Below are 18,426 nucleotides of genomic sequence, written 5' to 3' on the forward strand. Positions count from 1 at the left end.
CGCTCTAATATTGAAATTTATTGCAGAGCTGGAATACATGATTCCGGATTATTGGCCTCATGAAGCAAATTTATTCGTGTAATAACTTGCTGGGTAAATGAATCATTGTCTGTGAGTATTGCTTTAGTTTCCAACGTCTTAAATAAGAAATCAGCAACAAAATGCGCACCGCCTAAGCTATCGAATTGATTACCATTTAAATAAACTTTAGATATAGGCTTCTGATTAAGAATGGTAAATATTTCCTGAAGCGTTTTTATATCCACCTTGCCGAATTGATTACTGGAAAAATTGATTTCCTCAACACCAGCCTCTATTAATGCTTGAACAATCTGCTTTAAATCTTCATTTGTTTTTTGAGTGCCTAACCAATTTCCTGATAAATCAATATTAACAACCTTTGTGCTCTTAAGATTTCTAAGAAATTGAAGCAATACATCAATAGGCTTTAACAAATGGAGGCCTGTTTGGGATAAATTGAGGGTAGTCACTGGGCTTGGAATTAAAACCTTTGCAATATCCAACAGCTCTTGCTCTTTTCGCTTGCCCAAGGGATTATTCGACAAATCTAAAACCGTATCGCTGTTATTTTGCAGTTTTTGCTCCAATTGTACTGCAAAATTTTGAGTGGAAATGAATGTAATTTTCATAGCAAGACCTTAGCATAGTCCATTAGGTAATATGCACTATAATCAATGTCTTAACTAAAGAAAAGAGTTTAGGGTGTTAAAGAAATTTTTTGATTAGGCACAGGAATATCAGAATAAATCCTCAAATCTTTACTTGAACTATCATCTTGTTTAAGTCGCTCTAAGTCCCCTTCACCAGAAACCCAAACCCCTACTTCTTTTGCAGCCGTTGGGGCATAGCTAAAATTGCCGGCACAATTGACGACAATAACATTTTCTTGACAACCTTTGTTAGCAACTTTACCTGCCATAGTCCTCATGACATTAGCAATGATAACATGGACATCAATTGGTTCTTTTTGTTCAGAAAGTAGAACACCATCTTCATGATCAGCGCAAATTTCGATTCCAAATCGAATACCGTTATGGGTGAAAAATGGTGAGGAATGTCCTGGGTATAAAATACTAGAAATGGCATCAATGTACTCACCTGCTTCCACTCGTTTGCTATAGCGTTTGGGTTTAGTTGCTTTTGATTCGAAAAAAATAGAGGCAGTACTCTTGATAATCGTTTTGTCTTTAATTTCTTGTCGAAAATTTTTTAAGGTTCTCAGATGTTCTAGCTGCCATTTTTTTATCGTGGCAGCATATTTCTTATCTTTCTCCGGATCATTCAAATCTAATGTTTTCTGAATATAAGCAGTACCTGGAATAATAATCGCTTGTGGATAATCATTCGCTAATTTCTGAAGACGTTTTTCAATATCGACAAACTCGCTTTTAGTGTATGAAAGATTTGATAAATCCTTCATATTCAATAAGTTAAATTCAGGACAAAGAAAAAGAAACGTTGTTTCGTCGGTCAATGATGACATTGCTAATTGATAAACAGCTTTGAATTTTTCTTCAAGCACATCAATTTTTTCTGAAAGTGATAAGTCCTGAATACTAAAGCCAGGATCCCACATTGCAATTGTCAGTGTTTTCATTGAAAAGTACTACCTTTAACTTTATCTGTACAGTATAGTGAATATTCCCAATAAACCTATTAACAAGGTTTTTTTGCGAACTTTAACCCATGGAGATACCAAATGAAAGCGCCCCTTTCTAAACTAAGGAATTTGTGTTTCCCCTTGTTGTGCCTACCACTTACAATTTACGCCAATCAAATTGAGGGTCTTCGAGATTCACGCTATTGTGAAATTCTTTATTCAAAAAGTAGATTAAATTTGGCCGTTTATAACACAATAGGTCTTAATGATTGCCCCGAGGCTAACTGGGGAAAAATCACTAAGGAATGTGTTAAAAAAGAAACCGATTCTTCCTTTGTAAAGTTGAACGGACCTCGCTACTGGATGATTGATGGAATGGTTAATTCTCAACTCGTAAACCCTGAGAAAAAAGTAATCTGTGGCCTTGCAATGCGTGAAGCAGGCGTCCTTAAGTTAGGTATAACCGACTTATTAACCGCGTCTGAACCCTACAAACAACATCAGGTTGATCGTCAAACCACCTGGATTTATAAATCCGGAAAACCAGTGTATGAATTAATCGACCCTAAAGGTCAGGTATTTGTCATGCAGTCTTATAGTACTGAAAAGAAACCGCAAACCGCCGAAACATTAGAGAAACTGGGTACTGAACTTAAATTACCAAAAGGTTGGCAATTCCGCACAGGCACTTTGAAGCAAGATACGGAATTGAAAGCTATTGATAATAAAGCAACCGTCATTCAGGATGATTTTTTAAACACTTATCAATTAGCGACACATGATTTTATTAATTAATCTTAGAATAAGTGAACAGCTTTGTGCTGTTCACTTATCTCAACATTTATTCTTCTGGAGGTATTGGCGGCTCAGGGGGTACAGGTGGTTCCGGAGGTTCTGGTTCAGGCTCAGGTTCCGGTGGAAGAGGCTCCTCATTAGCAATATCCTGTAATTCATTGAGTTGCTGCAAATCTGTAATAAGTTCAATATCCTCGATTGCAGCAACGGATTGTTCAAAGCCTGAGATATCATTCAAAAAGTCATTTAATGTTTCCTGGAAATCAATTGTTTCTAAAAGATTTAAATTCTCATTGTCTGGAATTAGTCCTTCCAGTATGCCGACTTCCTCAGCTAATCCTATAGGGGTATGCTTTTCGGGATCCAGGTAGCTATATTTAAATGGTGCATTAGGACCAATGGACAACCACGAGTGAGGTGTACGCACTAAAGCTAGTCCGTGCCAACAACCACTGACTTCAATAGATTGCTGGTCTACGATTCGATGACCAAAATAAGTCCCTCTAACATTTAAAGTACTCAAAGGAGTTTGTATTTTATAAGCCGTGGGATTTTTTTTGGCAATTAAACCTGCTAATTGTCGAAACTGCCCTTTCTGAAGTGATGCTTGATAAGTTGAGTTTTTGTCATTACTAAAATTGTATTGGTTGATTTGGTACTCTGAATTGGGTCTTAAAGCAACAATACTCTTATCCATCAGACGCAATTGTAAAAAACCATCGGTACCTGTTACCAATTTCTCATCACGTACGACAGGATCGCCTTGCTTCAGTGAAAGTTTTCTACTTCCAATGAAAGCAAAACACTCTCCTTTTTGAGCAAGAATTTTTCCTATTACCTCTGCGAACAGTTGTTGTGTAAAAATTGACGCAAGAAAAAATGCACTGACTAATGTCACAAGAGGCTTATTGTTATTGTTGACTGTTAACATAGCTCTCCTTAAGAGCACTAAATTACAAATTTATAAGTAAAATTCACTTGCACAACACTTCTATCATAATTCACGGTGGGTAACGTGCTTGTATTATAAGTATAACTATACGCAGGCTGAATCAATAAGCTAGGCGTACACTCCCATTGAACACCAAGAATTACATTGTAAAAATCATCTTTTCGAGTGACTAAAAATCTAGGATTAGGGGCTAAAAACTCTGAATTAATATAATTGAGGAGTAAATTTGGCTGATATCTAGGAATCCCAGTCCATTTTACTTTAAATTTTGCCCCATAATAGTCTTTAATCAAATAAGCACCCGTTGTATCCAGTGCATTACCTATATTTGTATACAGAGAAAACTCAATTTCATAAGGATTTTTAGGCGGTGTATAAATCCATTTTCCAGTGATTAATGCATTATTAGCGTTTCTAATAGCTACAAAATAATCCGACTTTCCGTACTCACCGGCTAAAATAACCTCATGCGCTGTATTAAGTTTACGAGAACCTTCCAAACCAATACCAATTGTTTCACTAAAAAACCGCTGATTGATAGAAATTTGTTGGTAAATAATAGGAATTTTTAATTTATAATTCCCTATTTTTTTGATTATCCCCGGTGAAATAAGCACGTCATTATTATCAAATCGGTGGGCGCTATAATTAATTTTTCCGACATTATTAACGTCAGTAAAAAACTGCGTTGTTTTATTCAACCTTTTTAAAAAACCAAAATCGGTGGCATAACCAGTAAACATTGATTCAAGACCTTTGTCCGCACCAATCAATGGAACAGGGCCTATAAAGGGGACCAGTACGGAACTTGCAAGCGTGGTGCTGTTAACATTGGAATCATACCCTGGGGTAAGTTGAATGTTTCCAATAATTTTGTAAGTTTTCCTCCTGGTTTTTTTCTGAGTTCGTTGAATAAATGCGCGGGAGGCCAGACAAACCTTATCCTTACATTCATAAGGGCTGAGTTTTTTTAAAATCTTTTCGGCGGGCTTATAATCATTAGTAAAGTAATAGGCCAGAGCCAGTTCATACCACGCTACACGGTTCGAAGGCTCTGCCATGACCACACGCTCAAACGCAAATACTGCGACATCAACATGGCCAGACACCAAAGCTGCTTTACCATAATAGAAATCAAACTGTGGATTGCCGGCATACTTTGATTCCATTGACTCAGCTAATTCATAAGCAGCTTTATATTGATGATTATCTAATAAGGCTTTAATTTGATAAGTGCTATTTGCTTGACTCAGAGTAGAATATGCGCCAAATAACAAGGCTGTTATCTTTACAATTATTTTTCTAATTTGCACGACAACCTGAGATCAAGAATTTATTATCTGATATTACAAATAGTTACTCGAAATCACAATAATAAAAACTTCTTCTATCTCTTAATTTTCAATATTACAAAGTGAATTTTCTCTAAACAATATTAAATTTTTAAGCTAAAATAGAGCACTTGCTAAGTGGATCCAAATAAAATGCCCGTTTCTCATATTTTACTCGCACTTTTAGTAGCTCTTGTTTGGGGAATAAATTTTCTTTTTGTTAAGTTAAGTCTTGAGGAAATTTCTCCACTGCTGTTATGTACTTTAAGATTCACACTCGCGAGTATCCCAGCTATTTTCTTCATCAAACCACCCGCAGTACCTTTCAGATTAGTGATGTCATATGGTTTAGTCATGTTTGCTTTGCAATTTACCCTGCTTTTTTTAGGAATGCATGCTGGGATGACACCTGGAATGGCTTCTCTTTTGATTCAGGTACAGGTTTTTTTCAGTATGCTTTTTGCAACAGTTTTTTTAAAGGAAACACCCAATCCCTTACAAATTTTAGGCGCTCTGGTATCCTTTGCAGGTATTGGACTCGTGGCGCTGCATTTTGATAGTAATATTTCAGTATTAGGTTTTATTTTAATTCTTGGTTCAGCAGCCACTTGGGGTTTCGGAAATTTAATTACGAAAAAAGCGCCCAAAATTAACATGATTTCTTTAGTTGTTTGGGGCAGTTTTGTTGCGATTATTCCGATGTTTTTGATCACCCTTACTTTTGAGGGAGCGACAAGTATTATTAATACTTATAATAACATCACATGGCGTGGGGCAAGTTCTTTAGCTTACATTGTATATATTTCAACTTGGGTTGGGTATGGCGTCTGGAATTGGTTGTTAAGCCGCTATCCTGTAGGAATGATAGTTCCATTTACTCTATTGGTTCCATTGGTAGGCATTTTAAGCTCTGTAATTGTGTTAGGTGAACCCTTCCAGCCCTGGAAATTAGCAGCTGGTTTACTCGTCATCAGCGGACTTTGCATTAATATTCTTAGTACTCGTTTATTTAATATCAAGCTCAGACGAGAGGCAGGCGATAATGCTGCCTGACCTCCATTCACTGGATGCCTCGGACAAGCCGAGGCAGGTAGGCAAATAAGAAGCCATCATTGCTCTTCCTAAGCGCCTCGGTTTGTCCGAACTTGTAAGCAGCAAGAAACCATCTTTTCCTACGTGCCTCGGCTTGTCCCAACTTGTAAGCGACAAGAAACCATCTTTTCATTCCTACGTGCCTCGGTTTGTCCGAGGCATCCAGTAAAATGCTGAATCATTGATAATATCCAGAATGATTCACAGGACTCTTCTCACTAAATTTTTACACCAACAATTAGATAAGCCCTCCCAATTTTAAAATTTTATCGTCTATAATTCTTAATTACTCATGGAAGAATTTTTGGATCATTCAACCTAACTGGTAAGAAACTGATACAACCTTTTGAAGGATTCTCTAATGCCTTCAAAGAGCTTATTACTGACAGTGATATACAACCTTCAACTCAGGTTGTGAATTTTCTTGAAAATATAAAAGCCAGTGAAGGGGCACCTTCAGAAGCAGATATTGTAAAAAATTTAAATGAGTACAATCCCGCAAGCGCAGATACTTTAGTAATTAATACCGTTTAGTTCAATACAGGAATCACTGGTATAAAAACTATAAAGATTGGAAGACAGACAATTCTGTTATCCATAATAAGAGTAAAAATGCTTACCGCGATCCTTTCGGTATTAAACATCTTGTGCTTCATGAGATTACTGCAGATTCTGGAGATGGCTTTGATGACTCGCAAAATGAAACCTCTCACATGTCTGTCAAACGCGATGCAAGCATTCTGCAATTTAATGATTTGGTTGAATTTGAGAACCATGGTTCTGGTATGAATACGACAAGCATCGGTATAGAGTTTGTTAATCGAGGATGGTTATCATCCTCTACTGATGATGGTGGCGAAGGCATACCTGCCAAGGAGTCCTCCTTAACTGCGGCTCAAAAAGAAACTTATAAAGAAGCAAACGGTTACTTGTGGGCATTTTGGGGCTATGGTTTCAACATTTATCGCGTCCCCCCTTCTCTTGATCAGCTTGAAAAAGAAGTAGAACTGGTGAAATGGTTAACTGTTGATTTACCCGCGAAACTGCAAGCCATTAGTGGTATCTCTATTTATAATCTTTTCCCATCAATCGATGACACCTGGCTACAACTAGTCTCTTATGAAGAGGTTAACGGAGTTTGGACCTTTAAAGAGGCAGATATCACCTGCTGAAGCCGAACGGACTAACAAGAACTTTTTTGTAATGATCACGGACTATGAGTTTCTGGAGCCTAATAACATAGCTGATAAGAACGGTATTATTTCTCATAATGCATTTTATGAAGATCACAGTGATGGTTCTTTCTTAACTTTATATACCTGGTTGCGATTGGAAACAGGAAAAACAAAAACACAAGCCTTCGATATTGCTAAAAAGCTGATGAAGGATCACTCCATCCGCGCATCACTCAAAAGTAATACCGATAAGAAAATCTTCCTGGTGGATGTGAAAGATGCCAATTTAGTTTAATCCTGGTTCACAACTATCACCACGTCTTGATTCCCGCGAAAGCGGGAATTTATTTTCTTACATTTTTATGCATTTAAAAGTCTATACTACAAACTATTACTTTTGACATTTGCAAAATCCTTTTGTTAATTCGAATTCTTTGAATATCAGAGATATACTGAAAACATAGGTCGGTGGTTGGAATATTTCATGGCGAAGTTGTTTCGGGAAAAAAGTCTCCTAAAATTAAATAATCCAGAAAAACTAGACAATCTTTTTCGAATTGTTTCTCCATTAAATTGGCTCATCCTGACAGGTCTCGCATTATTGCTTTTAATGATAGTTTTTTGGTCAATATGGGGGCGTATTGACACCCGAGTAACAGGAAATGGTATTTTAATTAGTGGTGGTCAAAAAATATATGATGCGATTGCAGAGGATTCTGGACGCTTACTTACAGTGGATGTGAAGGTTGGCGATCTGGTCAAACAAGGACAGCAATTAGCAACCCTTAGACTTCCCCTTCTTACTTTAGAGCTAGAAAACAAAGAACAACTACTGGTTACGCTGCAGAAGCAACTTAATGATTTACAACAATTTATCCAAAAAGATTTTAAGCTTGAACAGGAAAATAACGCCAATCTCCAGAGAAACTGGGCAAATGATTTAAATAATGCCAATCTTCATTTACAGTATTTGAAAAAAGCGCTTGAAGAACGTGAAAAATTAGTTGATAAAGTCATTTCTCGACAAGAATTAGCTCAATTGAGAAGTAACTACTATAAAGAATTACAGGAACGCGATGCCATTAGAAAAAAAATGGCTGAAAACATTATAGAATTTAAGCGCCGTGCTGAATCCAATCAACAAAGATTGGTTGACCTTAAAAATAGAATCCTACAGGCACAAATGGAGTTAGCACTCATACGGAAAAAACTTAAAGTGCACAGCATTATTGTAAGTCCAATTAATGGTGAAGTTATTAATATCATTGGTAAACCAGGTGAAATTGTTCAGGCAGGTAGCAAAATCATGGACATTGAGCCCTATGCAGAAACTGTGGATGCGGCTGTGTATGTTCCGGCTGGGATGGGTAAAATTATTCTGCCAGGAATGGTTGCGCACGTTGTCCCTAGTACGGTTAAAAAACAAGAATATGGCAGCATTGTGGGGATTGTGGAAGACGTGGCCAGTTTCCCTAGCACCAATAGCAGCATGATGGCAGTTTTATCGAATGAAAAATTAGTTGAGGATTTTACCAAAGGTGGTCCTCAGCTGTATGTGCGCATTAATTTGATAAGGGCAAACACACCCAGCCAGTATAAATGGACTACCTCAAAAGGACCAAATATGATTATTACAAATGGGACTTTATGCACCGCAGATATTATCACTAAAACCCAGCCTCCAATTACTTTGGTTATACCAGCGCTTAAACAATTCCTGGGATTAGATTAGTTATTATGATATTAGACCGATGGCTTAATCGCATAAAAAGAACGCCAACAATTTTACAGATAGAAGCTGTTGAATGTGGTGCGATAGCTCTTGGCATTGTATTAGCCCATTATGGCAAATGGATTCCTCAAGATGTATTACGCAATGATTGCGGCGTCTCACGAGATGGAAGCCGAGCTGATAACATTTATCGGGCTGCTGAAAAATATGGTATGGAAGTCGAAGCGTTCAGTATGGAGCCTGAAGAACTGCATGACGCTCATCTACCGGCCATTATTCACTGGGAGTTTAATCATTTTGTGGTATTGGAAGGAATAAGCAAGAATCATGTTTATATTAATGATCCTGCCTATGGTTCACGAACGCTAACCTGGGAAGAGTTGGATGAGGGTTTTACAGGGGTCATTCTTGAGTTGAAACCTGGCCCCGCGTTTAAAAAATCAGGCCACAAACCTAAAATTTTACCCAGTTTACTTGAGCGCATACGTCATTCCAAAACAGCAGTGGGATTTATAATTTTAGCCACACTAAGTCTTGCAATTCCTGGAATAGCCATTGCTGCACTGAATAAAATTTTTATTGATGAAGTGTTAGTCCAACAACTGACTAGTTGGCAAAGGCCTGTATTATTAGGTCTGATTATAGCAGCCATTTTTAGCGGACTTTTAACCTGGTACCAGCGAGTAATGCTTGGACGACTCGAAACTAAAATAGCCTTAGTTAATGGTTCTTCTTTCTTTTGGCGTTTGCTGCGTCTACCCATGTCGTTTTTTAATCAGCGTTATTTAGGAGATATTCTTAATCGTCTGCAATCCAGTGATTCTGTAGCGAATTTAGTTTCTCAACAATTTGGTACTAACATGGTCAATTTAATGTTGGCCTTCATTTATTTAATTGTATTATTTTTACTGAGCGTCCCTTTAACCTTTTTGGTGCTTGTAACCACACTTCTCAATGCTGCAACCTTGGTATTTATAGCGAATCGGCGAGCGAGTGAGAGTCAACGTCAAACGAAAGCATTAAATAGTTTAATGAGCACAGCCGTAAGCGGATTACAACTTATAGAAACTTATAAAGCTTCAGGTTCTGAAGGAGATTTCTTTCGAAAATTTAGTGGGATGCATGCCAATCATCTGCTGGCAGAGCAACAATTGGGCTGGACAAGAGACTCCTCATCCATAGTGCCAAACGCGCTTGATCTACTTACAAATACTATTATTTTGAGTGTAGGTGCCTGGTTAACTATTCAAGGAGCAATGACTATCGGCACTGTCATTGGCTTTCAAATCCTCTATCGAAGTTTCATCCAGCCCATTAAAATGCTTGTTATGTTAGGTGGAAAAGTGCAGGAAATTTCTGCTGATTTATACACCATTGAAGACATTACCACCCATAAATTAGCGCAACGCTATCATAAATCTGCCATTAATGAATTTCCGAAGAACCACAAATTAATAGGTCATGTGGTTCTTGATAATATTACATTTGGCTATAGTCCTTTAGCAGAGCCCTTGTTCACTAATTTTTCTTTAGAAATAAAACCGGGCAAACGTGTTGCACTTGTAGGTAGTTCAGGCAGCGGCAAGTCAACGATTGGGAAATTGTTGTTAGGCCATTACCAGCCTTGGTCAGGCGATATATTGATTGATGGTAAATCAATGCAAGATATACCGAATGACATCAAGGTAAACTCTATCGCTAGTGTTGATCAGGACATTAATTTATTTCATGCTACATTGAAAGACAATTTAACCTTGTGGAACCCAACCATTCCTGATGAAGAGATACTCAGTGCCTGTAAGGCAGTTTTAATGCATGATGCTATAGCCGGCGAACGTGAAGAAGGTTATGAAAGCATGATTAATGAAGGCGGTTCAAACTTCAGTGGCGGGCAGCGTCAACGTTTGGAAATCGCCCGGGCTTTGCTGCAGAAACCAAGCATCCTTGTTTTAGATGAGGCAACCTCTGCACTCGACCCACACATGGAGCAAACTATAGACTCTCATATACGGCAATTAGGTTGTACTGTATTAATTATCTCTCATCGATTGAGTACTATCCGTGATGCTGATGAGATTATTGTACTTGAAGGAGGCCAAGTGGTTGAACGAGGCACCCATGAAGACTTGTTAGCTATTAGAGGAACATATTGTCATTTACTGGCAAGTGAGGCTTAATTATGAATGATAAGCAAGCCACCCAAACTCCTTCATCACGGGAACTCAATCTCTTCAGCCTTGAGCAGCCCTATATCATTACCAAAGGTAGTGTTGATATATTTTTAGTGCCAACCAAAGGCAATGAGCGCGGTAAACGTTATCCTTTAGGACATTGGCAAGCAGGTGAGTTATTACTTGGTTTGAAAGGAAGTAACGCTAATACGAATTGGCAATTATTAGCTTCTTGCGCTATTGATATTGAACTTAATCTTATAGATTGGCAAGAGATTTCAGCCCAAACCCTGCACCAATGGCAACAACATTTTATTAATTATTTACATCAACATAACGACAGTTATTCTACATCCCTTATACTAGAAGAGAAAAAAAATAAGCATCAAGCTGTATTAAATTTCTATAACTCTATTCATAAATCATTAATTAAAACAGCTGATTTAACTCGCCAAAATGAGAAATACCGTACCAGCCAGCGAAAAAAAATTGAAAATAGTCTGCTCAAGCGAGCCTACATGCAGATGTTGTCTACCCTCCATCCTTATAATATTATTGGCAAAACAGGACGCAAGAACACGCTAACATTTTGCGTTCAGCATGTGGCCCAATTTTATCAACATCCTATTTCTGAGTACCTAACGCTCCACACTATTGATGACATTGCACAAAAAACGGGGATGCAGACACGTCAGGTACAGCTTAGCGGCAAATGGTGGCGAAGTATTATTCAACCTGTTTTATTGCAAAAACCGGATGAAGAAGGTTTTTTCTTGGCACTTCCCAGAGTCACCTACGGCTTAATTTTAATTAATCCTCTTGACGGTATTAGAAAAAAACTAACGGCGAAAGAAGCTCAATTATTCTCATTAACCGCTTGGCAGGTTTATTGCCCATTGCCACAAAAGGCATTAAAGATAAGAGATTTAATCCCCTTTTCATTTCGTGGTTGTAAGCGCGATATTCTGCGGTTGCTTGTCGTTGGTTCTTTGGCAGCAATACTAAGCCTTGTAAGTCCTTGGTTTACTGGTATTTTATTTGAACAGGTGGTTCCTGCAGGTGACTTCTCACAGCTTAAACAAATCGTGTGGGCTTTATTAGTAGCAGCGATTTCAGCAAGCATGTTTGAACTCGTTCGTGCAGTTACTGTTCTTCGGATAGGCAGTAAATTAAATCTTAACCTTGAAATAGCCATCTGGGATAGACTTATCCGACTTCCAGCCACGTTTTTTCGACAGTTTACCAGCGGCGACTTAGCGAAACGAGCAATGGCCGCCAGCAGCGTTCGTCACATCATGGCAGGCGTTGTGATCAGTTCGCTATTAAGCGGTATTTTTTCAATCTTTTCTTTGGCTTTATTATTTTATTATGACCGTGGATTAGCGCTTACTGCCACAGGGATTACTTTTCTCATTTGTGTCTATACCTTATTTATTAGCAGAAGACAGCTGTCCTATTATAAAACAGTAACAGAGATAAGCGGTGAGTTATCTGGGATGGTTATCCAATTATTAGGTGGTATTGCAAAAATCCAGACCACAGGTCGCGAAAAAACAGCATTTTCTTTGTGGGCGATTAAAAATAGTCAAATAAAAAATGAAACTTATAAAGCCAATTGGTATAACGCCTTACTATCTAGCTTAAATGCTTTTAGTTTGCCTCTATTATTTGTCATTATTTTTGCTCAATTTATTAATCGCGCCGATCCTCTAAGCTTGGGCGTCTTCCTGGCTTTTAATGCGGCTCTTGGCCAATTTACGGCTGGAATGCTTGGAATGACCGATGCGGTTAGTACTGTTATCAATAGTATTCCTATGCTCAAACGTCTCACACCCATTATTGAAAATACACCTGAAATTCATGCTGGAAAGTATGATCCTGGAGTGCTAAAAGGAAAAATTGAAGTGGATTGTTTACGATTTTCCTACTCAAAAGGACAAACCGTAGTAAAAGATGTTTCTTTTACTATTGAACCTGGACAATATGTGGCGGTGACTGGTCCCTCTGGTTCGGGAAAATCAACCTTGTTACGTCTTCTTCTAGGCTTTGAAAAAGCGAATCAAGGAAATATTTTTTTCGATGATCATGACATTAAACAGCTAAATATTCAGCGCGTTCGTGAACAGTGTGGGGTTGTCCTGCAAAATAGTTTTCTCATTTCAGGTACCCTATTTGACAATATTGTAGGTACTGCTCTCTTGACTCAAGAAGATGCCTGGCTTGCTGCTGAAAAAGCAGGTCTTGCGGATGATATTAAAAAAATGCCTATGGGTATGCATACGGTTATTTCTGAGCGTGGTGGGACACTATCCGGTGGCCAACGTCAGCGAGTACTCATAGCAAGAGCATTGGCTAAAAATCCAAAAATTTTATTTTTTGATGAAGCCACCAGTGCCTTGGATAACCTTACACAATCGATTGTTATTGAAAGTCTTGAACAGTTAAAGGTAACTCGTCTTGTTATCGCACATCGATTAACAACTATCGAAAAGGCCGATTTAATTGTGGTCATGAATCAAGGTGAAATTATCCAATCTGGCTCTTTTAGCGAACTAATGCAACAAGAAGGTTTGTTCCAAATAATGGCGAGAAGACAGCTCGCCACTTAAGCGATAACATAACTCTAAAATTGAGAAATGGACTACTATGTATAAAACTAAAGATTTTGAATTCCCTAAAAATTTACTTCCACATTTCAATCAAGCGAAATTGCTGGAGTGGTTATCAATTTTCTACCTGATTTCAATTATTATTCTTGAATTTCTGGTGATGGGAAACATCCAAACTATGAAAACGGTATGGTTAGAAGATATTCTAAGCTTAACCGCCCCTATATCATTTTTAATCACAGCTAGAATTTATACTCGTGCCCCTAATTCACAATTTCCTTATGGATTTCATAGTTCAGTAAAGATTGCTTTTTTACTTGGCTCTGCAGCATTAATGAGTATTGGTTTATTTTTATTGATTGACAGCTCATTTGTACTTATCAAGCAAGAGCATCCTACAATTCCATATTTTACTATATCCAATCATTCGGTTTGGGCTGGCTATTTAATCATTGTCGTGATGCTTTACAAAGTAATTGCTCCCTATTTTTTGGGCCTATTTAAAATTAAGCTTGCTAAAATTTTGCATGATAAAACGTTGTATGTTGACGGACGTACAAACCGTGCTGACTGGATAGCCGCAGTTGGAGCAATTTTTGGAATCATTGGTATTAGTTGGGGATGGCCATGGAGTGATGCTTTAGTCGCAATCCTTATTTCAATAAGTATTCTCAAAGATGGTTTTATCAATACCAAAAATGCCATTTTCAATTTAATGGATGAAACCCCTACAAAAATTGGTAGCCAAGACATCGAGCCTTTGATTACCACTATTTTAAATTACTTAAAGCAATTATCCTGGGTGGAAGAAGTAAAACTTAGGATACGAGAAGACGGCCATATTTATTTTGGTGAAGCCTTGGTCGTACCCAAAAGAACTGACAACTTAGTTGCCAACATTGGTGGAGCCATTAAAGAAATTCACCAATTTAGCTGGCGCATTCATGATTTTTTAATTTGTCCTGTAGACAAAATGCCTTAACGATTAATTTCATCACTCTTTATAATGCGAACTCCTTTACCAAGTAATTCAGTTCTCATCGTTTGAAAAGTCGCATGATTAAGAGGCGCAGTAGCGTCCTCTATTAAAGTGCACTGAAAACCTTCGACCAGTGCATCGTTGATACTGGCATAAACACAAATATCAGCACATAACCCACAGAAATAAAGATTGTACGCATCCTTAGCTTTTAAATAACCAGACAGCCCTGTATTTTTATTATGACCATTGTCATAAAAACCACTGTAACTATCAATTTCAGGAGCGGTTCCTTTTCGAAAAATGGCTTCTATGGGCCGTGTCTCTAGTTGCGGATGAAAGTCAGCACCTTTTGTTCCTTGCACACAATGATCAGGCCATAACGTTTGTTCAGCTCCTTGCAGCATGATTTTCTCGAAAGGATTCTTTTCTTTATGATTAGAGGCAAAACTTTTATGATTGGAAGGATGCCAATCTTGTGTGGCTACTATCAACTCAAAACTAGGCAGTAATTGATTAATTACTGGGATAATGGAATCACTGTTAGGAACAGGAAGACTACCACCGGGTAAAAAGTCATTTTGCACATCAAGGATAATTAATGTTTTCATAAATCTTTAAACTGCTTTATTAGTGCATCACGCTCATCTCTAAGCGCGCTACTTAGCCCAACTTTATAAATATGAGGATTATCAAATCGCTTATATTCCTCAGACAATTGATTAAATCGTTCTTGACGATATTGTGCTATATTCGAAAGCGCTATAGAACCAAGTAATGACTTGCCTTTCTCCATAACCTTTTGTAATAAGGGTTGTTTCTCAATATCTTGAATCGACAACGATTTCGATATATCCAAAGGATGGTGCATCTTCGGAATAGCTTTTTCATCGTTAAGAGCAATCACATCTGCACCCATGAAGTTTCGCCTCTGGTCTAATAGTCGATAAACTTGTTTTTTGCCAGGCAGAGTAATTTTACTGATATTTTCTGATAATTTTATTCGTGCTTTATTATTAGAAAAAGCCAGTTTGTAAACCCCATCAAGCGCTGCATCCGGATGTCCTACAGCGAGATTAGTACCAACTCCAAAAGCGTCAATAGGAGCCTCCTGATCAATTAAGCTCTTAATTACATATTCATCCAATTGATTAGAAACTATAATCTGAACTTGATGCAAACCAGCACTATCTAACATCTGGCGTGACATTTTGGCAAGATATGCCAGATCTCCACTATCTAATCGAATCCCTTTCAACTGTTGGCCTCGTTCTTTCATTTCTTTGCCAACCGTAATTGCATTAGGTAATCCACTTTTTAATGAGTTATAGGTATCTACCAATAAAATACAATCGTTCGGCCAATAATTTGCAAAATCACGAAATGCCGATAATTCATCGTTATATTGCTGAATAAATGAATGAGCCATGGTGCCAGAAATAGGAAGTCCATATTTTTGACCTGCGTAGACATTGCTAGTCGCATTAAATCCACCAACCATTGCAGCACGACTTGCATAAAAACCACCAGGACCTTGTGCTCTTCGTAACCCAAATTCAAGAAGTTTACGTTCACCCGCCACTTGTCGCATACGATTAGCTTTTGTAGCAATAAGCGATTGAAAATTTATAATATTTAACAGAACGGTTTCTATAATTTGTGCCTCAATAATAGATGCTTCAACTCTTACAATTGGACAAAGAGGAAAAACAATTTCCCCTTCCTGACACGAATATATATTACCCTTAAACCGAAAATTTTTTAAATAATTTAGAAACTGTGGATGGAAACCTTGTTCACTTAAATACTCAACGTCATCTTTAGTAAACGAAAAATTTTCGAGTATTTCTAAAAAATCTTTCAAACCGGCAAAAACTGCATATCCTCCTTTAAAAGGAAGTTTGCGAAAGAAATAATCAAATATAGCATCGTCTTTTAGTCCTTTTAAAAAATAGACTTGTGCCATAGTTAATTGATATTTATCAGTATAATTACCAGTAAAATTAAACATTTTAAGAAGTCCTTTTATACATCGATTATAGTTTTGAGCGACTTTATTTTTGGATTCTCCTTCATCAAGCAGATCTAGAGGAAACGCGATTAAATGCTTCACTTTCACTCGCAACAACATTTACAGCAATAATGCGTTTTTCGAGCAGTTGAGATATTTGCAATAACATTTGGATTGCTTCGCGTTGCTCGCAAAAACAACATTCAAACGATTCAAAAAGCACAAATAAAAAAAGCGGCACAAAGGCCGCTTTGGAATAAAGCCCTGGCAATGACCTACTTTCGCATGAGGACACCTCACACTATCATCGGCGCGGGTCTGTTTCACTTCTGAGTTCGAGATGGAGTCAGGTGGTTCCAGACCGCTATGGTCGCCAGGAAAACTGGTTATCCTAAACTGGGGTTGACAGGATTAACTGTCTTGCCAGTCAGGCTGGTAAAGAAGTAAGGGTAACACAAGTTGCCTTTCGGCTCTAATCTTTTGTTGCCATATTCCGAAGCAATTCAGGTTATATGGTCAAGACAATCAGCCAATTAGTACGAGTTAGCTTCACACATTACTGCGCTTCCACACCTCGCCTATCAACGTCGTAGTCTTCAACGGGCTTCATGGGAAAACTCATCTTGAGGGAGGCTTCCCGCTTAGATGCTTTCAGCGGTTATCCCGTCCGAACTTAGCTACCCGGCAATGCAACTGGCGTCACAACCGGTACACCAGAGGTTCGTCCACTCCGGTCCTCTCGTACTAGGAGCAGCTCCTCTCAATTTTCCTACGCCCACGGCAGATAGGGACCGAACTGTCTCACGACGTTCTAAACCCAGCTCGCGTACCACTTTAAATGGCGAACAGCCATACCCTTGGGACCTGCTTCAGCCCCAGGATGTGATGAGCCGACATCGAGGTGCCAAACACCGCCGTCGATATGAACTCTTGGGCGGTATCAGCCTGTTATCCCCGGAGTACCTTTTATCCGTTGAGCGATGGCCCTTCCATTCAGAACCACCGGATCACTAAGACCTACTTTCGTACCTGCTCGAGCCGTCACTCTCGCAGTCAAGCACCCTTTTGCCTTTACACTCTTGGTACGATGTCCGACCGTACCGAGGGTACCTTTGTGCTCCTCCGTTACTCTTTGGGAGGAGACCGCCCCAGTCAAACTACCCACCATACACTGTCCTCAACCAGGATTACTGGCCCAAGTTAGAACCTCAATAATAACAGGGTGGTATTTCAAGGTCGGCTCCATGCGAACTGGCGTCCGCACTTCATAGCCTCCCACCTATCCTACACAGTTATCATCAAAGTCCAGTGCAAAGCTGTAGTAAAGGTTCACGGGGTCTTTCCGTCTAGCCGCGGGTACACTGCATCTTCACAGCGATTTCAATTTCACTGAGTCTCGGGTGGAGACAGCGTGGCCATCGTTACGCCATTCGTGCAGGTCGGAACTTACCCGACAAGGAATTTCGCTACCTTAGGACCGTTATAGTTACGGCCGCCGTTTACCGGGGCTTCGATCAAGAGCTTCTCCGAAGATAACCCCATCAATTAACCTTCCGGCACCGGGCAGGCGTCACACCCTATACGTCTTCTTTCGAATTTGCAGAGTGCTGTGTTTTTAATAAACAGTCGCAGCCACCTGGTCTCTGCGGCCCTCACCAGCTTCGTTTAGCAAGTAAACTAACCAGCAAGGGCGTACCTTCTCCCGAAGTTACGGTACCATTTTGCCTAGTTCCTTCACCCGAGTTCTCTCAAGCGCCTTAGTATTCTCTACTTGTCCACCTGTGTCGGTTTGCGGTACGGTTCTCTATAAGTTATGGCTAGCAGCTTTTCCTGGAAGCTTGGCATCAATGACTTCCCTGCACCCCGTAGGGTCAGGACCACTCGGCACCTCTGCGTATCGAGAAACCGGATTTGCCAGGTCTCTCCGCCTACATGCCAGTACCGGGACTACCAACGCC

14 protein-coding genes and 2 rRNA genes (1 of these 16 cut by a window edge) are annotated in these 18,426 nt (G+C 39.0%); 8 read left to right on the forward strand and 8 right to left on the reverse strand.

The features are described 5' to 3' along the window. Nucleotides 1-17: 17 nt before the first annotated feature. A complete protein-coding gene (locus tag LHA_RS08065; RefSeq protein ID WP_045106086.1) occupies nucleotides 18-650 on the reverse strand; it encodes a hypothetical protein in 633 nt (210 codons plus the stop codon). Between the two features lie 68 nt (nucleotides 651-718). Beyond that, nucleotides 719-1,618 (reverse strand): hypothetical protein, encoded by a 900-nt coding sequence (locus LHA_RS08070; RefSeq protein ID WP_045106087.1) that lies wholly within the window; start codon nucleotides 1,616-1,618, stop codon nucleotides 719-721. 102 nt (nucleotides 1,619-1,720) lie between these two features. On the opposite strand from LHA_RS08070, the gene LHA_RS08075 reads away from it, so the two are divergent. Further along, a complete protein-coding gene (locus tag LHA_RS08075) occupies nucleotides 1,721-2,416 on the forward strand; it encodes a hypothetical protein (protein ID WP_045106088.1) in 696 nt (231 codons plus the stop codon). 46 nt (nucleotides 2,417-2,462) lie between these two features. Here LHA_RS08075 and LHA_RS08080 read toward each other — a convergent pair whose 3' ends face one another. Both LHA_RS08080 and LHA_RS08085 read right to left on the reverse strand, forming a co-directional pair. Further along, nucleotides 2,463-3,347 (reverse strand): FecR family protein, encoded by an 885-nt coding sequence (locus LHA_RS08080; protein ID WP_045106089.1) that lies wholly within the window; start codon nucleotides 3,345-3,347, stop codon nucleotides 2,463-2,465. 17 nt (nucleotides 3,348-3,364) lie between these two features. Next, nucleotides 3,365-4,681, reverse strand: a complete 1,317-nt coding sequence (locus LHA_RS08085; protein ID WP_147292332.1) for a tetratricopeptide repeat protein — start codon at nucleotides 4,679-4,681, stop codon at nucleotides 3,365-3,367. 171 nt (nucleotides 4,682-4,852) lie between these two features. On the opposite strand from LHA_RS08085, the gene LHA_RS08090 reads away from it, so the two are divergent. The 7 genes from LHA_RS08090 (at nucleotide 4,853) to LHA_RS08120 (ending at nucleotide 14,460) form a co-directional block, all read left to right on the forward strand. Beyond that, entirely contained in the window at nucleotides 4,853-5,752 is a 900-nt protein-coding gene (locus tag LHA_RS08090; protein ID WP_045107477.1) for an EamA family transporter, read from the forward strand. A gap of 686 nt (nucleotides 5,753-6,438) precedes the next feature. Then, entirely contained in the window at nucleotides 6,439-6,963 is a 525-nt protein-coding gene (locus LHA_RS17325; RefSeq protein ID WP_045106091.1) for a peptidoglycan recognition protein family protein, read from the forward strand. A gap of 31 nt (nucleotides 6,964-6,994) precedes the next feature. Next, nucleotides 6,995-7,261 carry a hypothetical protein gene (locus LHA_RS17330; protein ID WP_045106092.1) on the forward strand — a complete coding sequence of 89 codons (267 nt, stop codon included), beginning with the start codon at nucleotides 6,995-6,997 and terminating at the stop codon, nucleotides 7,259-7,261. A 189-nt stretch (nucleotides 7,262-7,450) separates the two neighbouring features. Beyond that, nucleotides 7,451-8,698 carry an NHLP bacteriocin system secretion protein gene (locus tag LHA_RS08105; protein ID WP_045106093.1) on the forward strand — a complete coding sequence of 416 codons (1,248 nt, stop codon included), beginning with the start codon at nucleotides 7,451-7,453 and terminating at the stop codon, nucleotides 8,696-8,698. Nucleotides 8,699-8,703: 5 nt separating this feature from the next. Further along, complete coding sequence (locus LHA_RS08110) at nucleotides 8,704-10,875, forward strand: NHLP family bacteriocin export ABC transporter peptidase/permease/ATPase subunit (RefSeq protein ID WP_045106094.1); 2,172 nt, start codon at nucleotides 8,704-8,706, stop codon at nucleotides 10,873-10,875. A 2-nt stretch (nucleotides 10,876-10,877) separates the two neighbouring features. Further along, nucleotides 10,878-13,478, forward strand: a complete 2,601-nt coding sequence (locus tag LHA_RS08115) for an NHLP bacteriocin export ABC transporter permease/ATPase subunit (protein WP_052673646.1) — start codon at nucleotides 10,878-10,880, stop codon at nucleotides 13,476-13,478. A gap of 37 nt (nucleotides 13,479-13,515) precedes the next feature. Beyond that, the gene (locus tag LHA_RS08120; protein ID WP_045106095.1) at nucleotides 13,516-14,460 is read left to right on the forward strand and encodes a cation diffusion facilitator family transporter; all 945 of its coding nucleotides are present in this window, start codon (nucleotides 13,516-13,518) and stop codon (nucleotides 14,458-14,460) included. Here the strand turns inward: LHA_RS08120 and pncA are convergent. The 4 genes from pncA to LHA_RS08145 form a co-directional block, all read right to left on the reverse strand. Then, complete coding sequence (pncA, locus tag LHA_RS08125; RefSeq protein ID WP_045106096.1) at nucleotides 14,457-15,068, reverse strand: bifunctional nicotinamidase/pyrazinamidase; 612 nt, start codon at nucleotides 15,066-15,068, stop codon at nucleotides 14,457-14,459. The two genes, LHA_RS08120 and pncA, sit on opposite strands and share 4 nt — an antisense overlap. Then, nucleotides 15,065-16,468, reverse strand: coding sequence for a nicotinate phosphoribosyltransferase (locus tag LHA_RS08130; RefSeq protein ID WP_045106097.1), 1,404 nt, complete (start codon nucleotides 16,466-16,468; stop codon nucleotides 15,065-15,067). The genes pncA and LHA_RS08130 overlap by 4 nt, the downstream gene beginning before the upstream one ends. Before the next feature lie 262 nt (nucleotides 16,469-16,730). After that, a 5S ribosomal RNA gene (gene rrf, locus LHA_RS08140) occupies nucleotides 16,731-16,846 on the reverse strand. 134 nt (nucleotides 16,847-16,980) lie between these two features. Continuing rightward, nucleotides 16,981-18,426 (reverse strand): 23S ribosomal RNA (locus tag LHA_RS08145) (it continues 1,449 nt past the right edge of the window).

Source organism: Legionella hackeliae (genome assembly GCF_000953655.1).
In the GTDB taxonomy this organism is placed as follows: domain Bacteria; phylum Pseudomonadota; class Gammaproteobacteria; order Legionellales; family Legionellaceae; genus Tatlockia; species Tatlockia hackeliae.

What these genes read in the sequence shown, in the direction of transcription:
- LHA_RS08090 (WP_045107477.1), top strand. Translation starts at nt 4,853, where the DNA reads ATGCCCGTTTCTCATATTTTACTCGCACTTTTAGTAGCTCTTGTTTGG.
- pncA (WP_045106096.1), bottom strand. Translation starts at nt 15,068, where the DNA reads ATGAAAACATTAATTATCCTTGATGTGCAAAATGACTTTTTACCCGGT.
- LHA_RS08120 (WP_045106095.1), top strand. Translation starts at nt 13,516, where the DNA reads ATGTATAAAACTAAAGATTTTGAATTCCCTAAAAATTTACTTCCACAT.
- LHA_RS08130 (WP_045106097.1), bottom strand. Translation starts at nt 16,468, where the DNA reads ATGTTTAATTTTACTGGTAATTATACTGATAAATATCAATTAACTATG.
- LHA_RS08070 (WP_045106087.1), bottom strand. Translation starts at nt 1,618, where the DNA reads ATGAAAACACTGACAATTGCAATGTGGGATCCTGGCTTTAGTATTCAG.
- LHA_RS08065 (WP_045106086.1), bottom strand. Translation starts at nt 650, where the DNA reads ATGAAAATTACATTCATTTCCACTCAAAATTTTGCAGTACAATTGGAG.
- LHA_RS17330 (WP_045106092.1), top strand. Translation starts at nt 6,995, where the DNA reads ATGATCACGGACTATGAGTTTCTGGAGCCTAATAACATAGCTGATAAG.
- LHA_RS08080 (WP_045106089.1), bottom strand. Translation starts at nt 3,347, where the DNA reads ATGTTAACAGTCAACAATAACAATAAGCCTCTTGTGACATTAGTCAGT.
- LHA_RS08115 (WP_052673646.1), top strand. Translation starts at nt 10,878, where the DNA reads ATGAATGATAAGCAAGCCACCCAAACTCCTTCATCACGGGAACTCAAT.
- LHA_RS08110 (WP_045106094.1), top strand. Translation starts at nt 8,704, where the DNA reads ATGATATTAGACCGATGGCTTAATCGCATAAAAAGAACGCCAACAATT.
- LHA_RS08105 (WP_045106093.1), top strand. Translation starts at nt 7,451, where the DNA reads ATGGCGAAGTTGTTTCGGGAAAAAAGTCTCCTAAAATTAAATAATCCA.
- LHA_RS08075 (WP_045106088.1), top strand. Translation starts at nt 1,721, where the DNA reads ATGAAAGCGCCCCTTTCTAAACTAAGGAATTTGTGTTTCCCCTTGTTG.